Source organism: Niastella sp., from assembly GCF_045805085.1.
Lineage (GTDB): Bacteria > Bacteroidota > Bacteroidia > Chitinophagales > Chitinophagaceae > Niastella.
Genome location: NZ_JBJMLX010000522.1, coordinates 1 through 7,432 on the forward strand (window position 1 = coordinate 1; position 7,432 = coordinate 7,432).

Annotated in this window: 9 protein-coding genes; 5 read left to right on the forward strand and 4 right to left on the reverse strand. The window is 42.6% G+C overall.

Annotated elements, in window-relative coordinates:
* On the reverse strand, positions 1–271 hold a 271-nt coding region (locus tag ACJ751_RS27265), incomplete at its 3' end, for a hypothetical protein (protein ID WP_407748701.1).
* 71 nt (positions 272–342) lie between these two features.
* Between ACJ751_RS27265 and ACJ751_RS27270 the strand changes: the two genes are divergently transcribed.
* The gene (locus ACJ751_RS27270) at positions 343–1,986 is read left to right on the forward strand and encodes an FAD-dependent monooxygenase (RefSeq protein ID WP_407748702.1); all 1,644 of its coding nucleotides are present in this window, start codon (positions 343–345) and stop codon (positions 1,984–1,986) included.
* Positions 1,987–2,200: 214 nt separating this feature from the next.
* Here ACJ751_RS27270 and ACJ751_RS27275 read toward each other — a convergent pair whose 3' ends face one another.
* Complete coding sequence (locus ACJ751_RS27275) at positions 2,201–2,641, reverse strand: hypothetical protein (RefSeq protein ID WP_407748703.1); 441 nt, start codon at positions 2,639–2,641, stop codon at positions 2,201–2,203.
* Between the two features lie 272 nt (positions 2,642–2,913).
* On the opposite strand from ACJ751_RS27275, the gene ACJ751_RS27280 reads away from it, so the two are divergent.
* Together ACJ751_RS27280 and ACJ751_RS27285 are read left to right on the forward strand one after the other, a co-directional pair.
* Entirely contained in the window at positions 2,914–3,132 is a 219-nt protein-coding gene (locus tag ACJ751_RS27280) for a hypothetical protein (RefSeq protein WP_407748704.1), read from the forward strand.
* Positions 3,133–3,439: 307 nt separating this feature from the next.
* The gene (locus ACJ751_RS27285; RefSeq protein ID WP_407748709.1) at positions 3,440–3,607 is read left to right on the forward strand and encodes an RNA polymerase sigma factor; all 168 of its coding nucleotides are present in this window, start codon (positions 3,440–3,442) and stop codon (positions 3,605–3,607) included.
* 626 nt (positions 3,608–4,233) lie between these two features.
* Here ACJ751_RS27285 and ACJ751_RS27290 read toward each other — a convergent pair.
* Positions 4,234–4,602 carry a helix-turn-helix transcriptional regulator gene (locus ACJ751_RS27290; protein WP_407748705.1) on the reverse strand — a complete coding sequence of 123 codons (369 nt, stop codon included), beginning with the start codon at positions 4,600–4,602 and terminating at the stop codon, positions 4,234–4,236.
* Between the two features lie 481 nt (positions 4,603–5,083).
* Here ACJ751_RS27290 and ACJ751_RS27295 point away from each other — a divergent pair, with 481 nt between their 5' ends.
* The gene (locus tag ACJ751_RS27295) at positions 5,084–5,743 is read left to right on the forward strand and encodes a helix-turn-helix transcriptional regulator (RefSeq protein WP_407748706.1); all 660 of its coding nucleotides are present in this window, start codon (positions 5,084–5,086) and stop codon (positions 5,741–5,743) included.
* Between the two features lie 361 nt (positions 5,744–6,104).
* On the opposite strand, the gene ACJ751_RS27300 is transcribed toward ACJ751_RS27295, so the two are convergent.
* On the reverse strand, positions 6,105–6,311 hold the full coding sequence (locus tag ACJ751_RS27300; protein ID WP_407748707.1) for a hypothetical protein: 207 nt from the start codon (positions 6,309–6,311) through the stop codon (positions 6,105–6,107).
* A 114-nt stretch (positions 6,312–6,425) separates the two neighbouring features.
* Here ACJ751_RS27300 and ACJ751_RS27305 point away from each other — a divergent pair, with 114 nt between their 5' ends.
* Complete coding sequence (locus ACJ751_RS27305; RefSeq protein WP_407748708.1) at positions 6,426–7,088, forward strand: XRE family transcriptional regulator; 663 nt, start codon at positions 6,426–6,428, stop codon at positions 7,086–7,088.
* Positions 7,089–7,432: the final 344 nt, after the last annotated feature.

The following is a 7,432-nucleotide window of genomic DNA, read 5'->3' on the forward strand; positions in this document are numbered from 1 at the left end:
AAAAATTAACCAACACCACCCTATTCCCATATTTAAAATTAAAGCAGTCGATAATGCCAATGCCACCGGCCGAAGTTATTTTAACGGTACCGGTTCGGTCAGGAAATGGCAGGGCATATTCCCTTACCATCCCATCATGCAACTGAAAGAACGGGTTAAAAGTTTCTTTACGTATGAATTTGTTCTCCTCCTTCATAGCCTGGTTTGACGATTGAAACAATATAATATTTTCCGCTTCGCTGTTTTGGGCTTTTGCTTGGCTACCATTCATGGTACAAATTACTCCCGAAAATGCCATCCATCCTTTTGGGAACGCAGGAGTTTTGCATAAAATTAAACAGTATGCAGAATAAATCAATTCCTGTACTCATTGTTGGCGGCGGATTAACAGGGTTAGCAGCCGCCTTGTTCTTATTAAAACAGGGAGTTAAACCGGTGCTGATCGAGCGTCGTGCTTCCACCTCCATACATCCCCGGGCCCGCGGGTTCGACGTAAGAACGATGGAACTGTTCAGGGAATTGCAGCTTGACCAGGCAATTGTAGAAGCGGGAAAGGCGCTGGCACCGGCCTGGGGATTGTACCAGGGCGAATCGCTGGTGGAGATAGTAAAGGACATTGACCCTGCCAAATTAAAAGTAAACCATCCCATCAATTTTCCCGGACTGGAAAAGCTGGCGGCCATGAGCCCGGTTGCAGGAGCCCGCTGTACGCAGGACCTTTCTGAGCCCATCTTATTGCAGGCTGCACAGGAGCGGGGTGCCGACATCCGGTTCAACACCAAACTGCTTTCGTTTACGCAATCGAATGACGGGGTAACGGCCCATATTCAGGATACCATAACCGGTCAGGAGCAAACAATTACCTGCCAGTATATGATAGCGGCCGATGGCGCAGGCAGCCCGGTGCGCAAAGCATTGCAGGCAGCTACCAGTGGCCATGGGTCATACGGATATTTATTGAATGTATATTTTGAAGCCGACCTGGAAGCGCTGGTAAAAGGCCGTGAGTTTAGCATTTGCCGCATTGCACAACCAGGTTTGCAGGGCATACTAACCTCTATAAATAACAGCGATAAATGGGTGTTTCATTTGTCTTATGATCCGGCGCAGGGTGAGCGGCCGGAAGATTATACCCATGAACGCCTGGAAAAGCTGTTGCTACAAATGTTGGGAATACCACAGATGAAGGTGCGTATTATCAGTGTGCTGCCCTGGCAGCCCACCGTTAGTGTGGTGAATGATATGCAGCACGGGCGGGTACTGCTGGCCGGCGATGCGGCCCATCAAATGACGCCTTATGGCGGAAAAGGCGCCGCCACCGGGGTGCAGGATGTACAAAACCTGTCCTGGAAACTGGCGCTGGTATTACAACAACAGGCAGGCGAGGAGCTGTTGCATTCCTATTCAAGCGAGCGGCAACCGGTAGGCAAGCAGGTGGCGGAAATGTCGGGGGCGCTGGCAGATGATAAAGGATTGCTGGATATTCCGAAATTCATGAAGCTGGTATCCTCATCAGGAGGCGACTACAATTTAGACAAAATGATAACCATGGTAGGGTTGCCCGATTTCAGGTATGCTTCATCAGCCATAATAAACAATGAACAGGAAGGAGAGCCTGCCTTATTAAGCGGACAACCCGGAACGCGGGTACCGCATGTTTGGTTGCAAAAAGAACCCAAACCCATTTCTACCCTTGACCTGGCTACACAGCATGTAACGCTCATTACCGATGAAGCGGGTGAAGCCTGGCAGTGGGCAGCAGACGTAGTAACAGAACAGCTGCAAATAACGTTACCGGTATACACCATGAAAAAGGAAGAGCCGGCTTATGATTCCTGGAAAGAAATAACCCGCCTGCAGGATGGCGAAGTGATCCTGGTTCGACCCGATGGATTTGTGGCCTGGCGGCAAACCCTGCCGGCGACAAATGCGCCAGGATTGTTGAAGGAGGCGGTGGAAAGGATACTTTCTCTTAATGTAAGTTGAGTATTCTAATAACAAACGGGCCGGGCAAAGGGCAGAGGGCAGAGAGCAGAGAGAAATACAACCATTACACGCATAGCTCCTGAAAACAAAAGCCGACAAACTTTTTACCAGTTTGCCGGCTTTACTATTTATATTGATTGCTTAAAGTTCGCGAGCCCATCTTTGCCCTTTGCCCTTTGCCCTCTGCCCTTTGCCTTTTTCCCCGTTTGCCTTATTACCTTCTCAATATTACCTTATGAGCAATATAACTGGAAGACCCGGATGAAAAATGCGGGTCCCACAACACCATGGAGTTGTGGGTTATATACACGATCTTATACTGAAAATTGTGTACGTTCAATTTTAAATTGGCTTCGGAATATATATAAGTCGCCGTATCCAATGCCTTTTTAATAGAGGAATACATCAGGCCATCTTTTCTGAAATCCAGGTAGTCATCGCCAGCGCCGTCGTATCTACTAATATCAGGAGCGTTGTTGGGAACGTAGGAAGTGTCGGTGATGCTAACAAGGTTCCAGCGATTCATCAGTTTTGCGGTAATGCCTTTGTCATCGTCTTTTTTACAGGCTGCAATTAATACGGTGAGTAACGCCATACAGGCGATGGAGGTTAACGGACGCTTTCCGTTAACACAATTTGCTACATTGTGCATCATGAAATAACCAAGGTTTTGATTAATGACAGTAGGGACGGGATTCAATAACCAGTGGCTTTTCATGAATGTCGGCGTCATAAATATAAGGAAAAAGAGGTGTTATAAGGTAGCATCTTATCCAGACAATACACAATGTGCAAAACCAAAACCTCCATAATTAGTAAATGAATTGGTGAATAGCGCCAGATAACCGAACTTAGGTCACAGTCAATTCACCTATTTTTTCAAGAAATCCGCCTATGCAGGGCTTCGGCGGATAAAATACGATTGCTATGCGTAAATCAAGAATGAAAAAGATCAAAACCTTTGGGTATAAAAAGAAAAGAGTGGTAGTGCCACGAGCCAAAAAAAGGAAGAAGAACTGGTGTGTAGACAAGGAAAAATCTGAAGGATTTATACCCCAGCATGTTATTGACAGACATGAAGGTCGCAGAATAAGGAAAATGGCGCGGGCGGCCGGCAAGCCCTCACCTTTACGGGTGGTAAAATAAAAATTGTGTTTTGTTTTTTATAAATTAAGAGCTATTCTGTAATGGAGTAGCTCTTTCGCTTAAGGAGGTATTTAATAAATATAACGGTTGAATCTAATAAGTACAGAAAATGGTAAAATAGACACTACTTATTAAAAAGATTGCTGTTTTTTTGTAACTTAATACTCAGGCCGTTTGGGTAATTTATAGCAGCAAATAATGTCAGAATGCAACGAATTGCCTGCGCCGGAGAAAGAACAATTCTTCAACAGTATTTACAAAAAATACTGGTACAAAGTGTATCATTATTCGTATTTATATACAGGGAATCAGAAGCGAGGCGGAAGATATGGCGCAGGAAGTGTTCCTGAAATTGTGGCAACCGCTCGACCGTTTGAATGGTGTGTTGAGAAATGTAGAAGGATATCTGTTCATAATGGCCAGGAATAACTGCCACAATCATTATAAAAAAGAGATACGCAAGAAGCCACTGTAAAAATTATTGCCGGTCGGTTACTGAAGCATGTAGCCATGAAAAAAGTACTGCAATATGTAAGCCGGGAGTTCGAATTGTCAACGGCTGCATAACAAACCTTATTCACTGTATAATTGATTGAAATACGGTGCTGTCGGAAATGATTGCGTAGAAGTAATTTGGATAACGCTTTTTATGTAATGATGACGGCAGCACTGTTTTTTTAAGGATAAAGAGTTTATACGACCAGGCAGTGCAACTGCCCAACCTATCAAAGATGTCCGGATCCGTTTTCACGCTCAATTAAGAAAATGACATCTCCTATATATACATCAATAAGGTTTATGAACCGGTGCAATGTCGGTTTTTAAAATTGCTTACTGCAGGGTGCCCTAAATAGATAAAAAAGGCAGCACAGCAAGCCACTGTTAAAAACCTTCTATAATAGATCAAGAAAGGCCATTGTTATTGATTAATGCTCCTGATGAAAATTCTGTATTCGTGTGTATCGTTCGTCTTACTCTGTTATCATTTATCTGTATGCAATTTACGTCCATACATTTCCGCTGTTTGCATTTTTTTTATACAAAATCCCACTTCTTTTTCTTCTGTTTGCAATCCTACTCTTTAGTAAGGCACGTGAATTTCTACGATAATAGCAACGGAGCATGCTGATTACGCCATTGTCCGGGCGTAATGCCATGTACATCTTTAAATGCGCGTACAAACGAACTTTGCGAGCTGTATCCGCACCTTGCAGTGATCTCCTGCATGGTTAATTCATCCTTTTGCAACAGGTGGGCGGCCGCTTCTAACCGTTTTCTGATCTCATACTCTTTGATCCCGGTTCCGTACAACTGACGGAATCCCTGGTGAAGCAAATTGATACCGATTTGTGAATGGGTTTTGTGAATGAGTTCTTCGATCGTTTTAATTTCCAGCGGATGTTGATCAATGTAGTCTTTAATGGAATGAATGGCCTCCTGGAAGGTGTTCCTCAAACGTCTCTGGTGCATAAGATAATTTTAAGATAAAGGTTTATAATGCTGCATATTGAACGCTGATGCATCGATCTGATGTACTATACCAAGCTAAATACCAGTAGTGTTACGTTTTACAGGACGGACAGAAATGGACTGTGAGGAGTCGCTACTAAACCAAATGTAGTTTTTTTTCTGCTAACGGTAAAGGTCAATATTTTAATAAAATATTAAAACGTATAAAAGGCATTCCTGGGTAGCCTTCACCGGTATACTTAAATTTTTCATTTTCAAATAGCTGGAATCCCTGAAGACGGGACAAAAAATTTACTGAAGGGTGCATGGGTTTATGACAGGGATCAATAAAATAAAAGAAGCCTGGATGGAAGTTATTATAATTAATACATTTGTATTGTAAAGTAATGTATTTAAGTTTATAAAATTACAATTGTGTAAAATGTTACAATTATTTTGATCGTGGTCAATAAGTTTCCCCTTACCTGTTAACCTTGAATCGATGGATTATCATATTGGACAAAGACTAAAAGCTTTTCGGGAACAAACAAAAATTAAAATGCCGGCCATTGCAGCCCTTACCGGTATTGCCAAAGAAACCCTGTATAAATGGGAGAAGGGTACCAAGCCCAGCGATATCAATGATTACTTCAGGCTGAAGTCCTACCTCGATAAAATGGAGAACAAGCTGGAGGAAGAACAGCTGGATATTGAATATCGAAAACCTGCCACCATGCGAGTGCCGCTCAACCGGAGCCGGGTGCCTATTCCCCAAACCGATGGCAAGGCCGCTGCCGGCACCATCCTGTTCTCGAACGACGAGCCGGAGCTGATCGTAGACCGCATAAATGCGCCTTTCCTGGGTCCGGTGGAAGGAATTATAGAAGTTTCCGGCGAAAGCATGGCGCCTACTTTTATCAATGGTTGCCGGGTAGCCATCAGCAGATTGAACAATTACCGCATTCTGGATTGGGGATGGTATTATTACATCATCGATAAAAACTGGCAGGGGTATGTACGAAGAATTTATCCGGGCGAAACAGAAAACAGTTTATGCCTCATGTCCGATAACCCTAACCAAGATAAGTTTCCCCCTATTCAACGCCAGTGGGAGCACATTGAAGCCATTTTTCGCGTGATGGCTGCAATATGGAAATTATAAAATATATAACAATTTCTTAAGATTTGCGGGTAATTGGGTATTGTATTTACCTGAATTGGGTAAAAACCAATTTTTTTTCTCCTCTTTTTAGTACAGCAGGATTGCTTAATTGTTTTATATATGAGGAAAGGGAAATCCTTTTCGAGGTCACTATTTTACCTTGCTCTGGTAAAGTGTATCCAAGGTGCTTCACCTCTTATTCAGTGTAATTTCGTTTTTATAAGGATAGAAACAGGCTCAATGAAATACTTGGGCCTGTTTTATCCGTTTTATCCTGTTTAGTTGAATAAATTATAAAACAAGCCCAAAAGGCCCGGTTAAATGATTTCGGTTTGGTTGAGCCCCTGTTCCTGTATGGTTGTTATTTTTTTTCTACTTCCAGTATTTCTTCGTCGGGGAGCTTGGTGGCTTCCCTAATTACCTGTAAAGCAGCAGCTTTGGTAAGATTGTCGCTGTTCTTTTGAATATACCTGGCTATGGTGAACTCCGTACAGCCAAGCACATCCATAAGACGGCGACGGGTAACCGGATTATTAATAGCCTTTAAAGCTTTTTGGCTGAGTTTCATTATTTCTTAATTTGGTACAGTAATTTTGCTATATAAAGATAATGGAAAATATTACATTTTAAATGATTTGTAAGTGTAATTTCTTACTTGTTCTCACTTAATTGACTGATATCAATGCAAATTGGCGAAAGGTTAAAAGAGCTTCGAAAAAAGAAGAATATAAAAATGCCTGCTATTGCAAAAGCAACCGGCATTTCAAAGGAAAACCTGTATAAATGGGAGAAGGGCACCAAGCCCAGTGACTTTGCTTTATATAATAAGCTGCTTGAGTTTCTCGATAAGGTAGAAAACACGCCTGATTACGTATACGAGGAGCCCAAATCAAATAACGGTAAACCAACCAAACAGGTTGCGCCCTCTTTATTTACCGGAATTTTTCTTACAACTGATGACGACGCCCTTCCATTAGCCGATGGCAATGCACCCGGCATTACTACCCTCAACGAAAAACCCATGTTGATTGGCTGGCGTATTGATGCGCCTGTTATAGGAAATTTTGATTGCGTGATAGCCGTAACCGGCGATAGCATGGAACCAAAGTTTAAAAGTGGTAGCTGGATCGCCCTGAAAAAGCTTCGCTTTACAAAGATTTTGAATGGCGGTTATTATTATTACATTGTTGATAAAAACCTGCAAGGCCTTTTACGCCGCGTTCAACCATCCGCAGAGAACAACAGCATTATATTGATTGCGGAAAACGAACAATACCCTGAGATTATCAGGAAGATGGACGATGTACTGGCCATCTTTAGCGTGGAAGCCGTTATTATGAAATAAGTGCTTACCCTGACGCATATCCCTTTTCGGATTTATTCAAGTCATTGATGCTCACATTGTGTACTTCGTTCCTCTTTAGTGGTAATATACCACCCTTCTACATATAAACCAGTAACCTCATAATATTAGGTGCAGCCTCAATAGGGTGCACTGCCCCCACTGACGTTATTTTACAACTGATATTGTAAGCCTGACCTCTTTTGATAAAATCCCAATATTCGTTTATGAATAAGACCGTACTAATAGTAGATGATTCTGATTTTGTGGTGCAAATGGTCCGGTTCACTCTTGAACAGGAGGGGTATACAACCCTGGCCGGCGTTGATGGCCAGGATGCATTAAAA

Bases quoted from the DNA above. Each gene is read 5' to 3' on its own strand.
- ACJ751_RS27305 (WP_407748708.1), top strand. From the start codon at position 6,426: ATGCAAATTGGCGAAAGGTTAAAAGAGCTTCGAAAAAAGAAGAATATA.
- ACJ751_RS27290 (WP_407748705.1), bottom strand. From the start codon at position 4,602: ATGCACCAGAGACGTTTGAGGAACACCTTCCAGGAGGCCATTCATTCC.
- ACJ751_RS27280 (WP_407748704.1), top strand. From the start codon at position 2,914: ATGCGTAAATCAAGAATGAAAAAGATCAAAACCTTTGGGTATAAAAAG.
- ACJ751_RS27295 (WP_407748706.1), top strand. From the start codon at position 5,084: ATGGATTATCATATTGGACAAAGACTAAAAGCTTTTCGGGAACAAACA.
- ACJ751_RS27300 (WP_407748707.1), bottom strand. From the start codon at position 6,311: ATGAAACTCAGCCAAAAAGCTTTAAAGGCTATTAATAATCCGGTTACC.
- ACJ751_RS27275 (WP_407748703.1), bottom strand. From the start codon at position 2,641: ATGATGCACAATGTAGCAAATTGTGTTAACGGAAAGCGTCCGTTAACC.
- ACJ751_RS27270 (WP_407748702.1), top strand. From the start codon at position 343: ATGCAGAATAAATCAATTCCTGTACTCATTGTTGGCGGCGGATTAACA.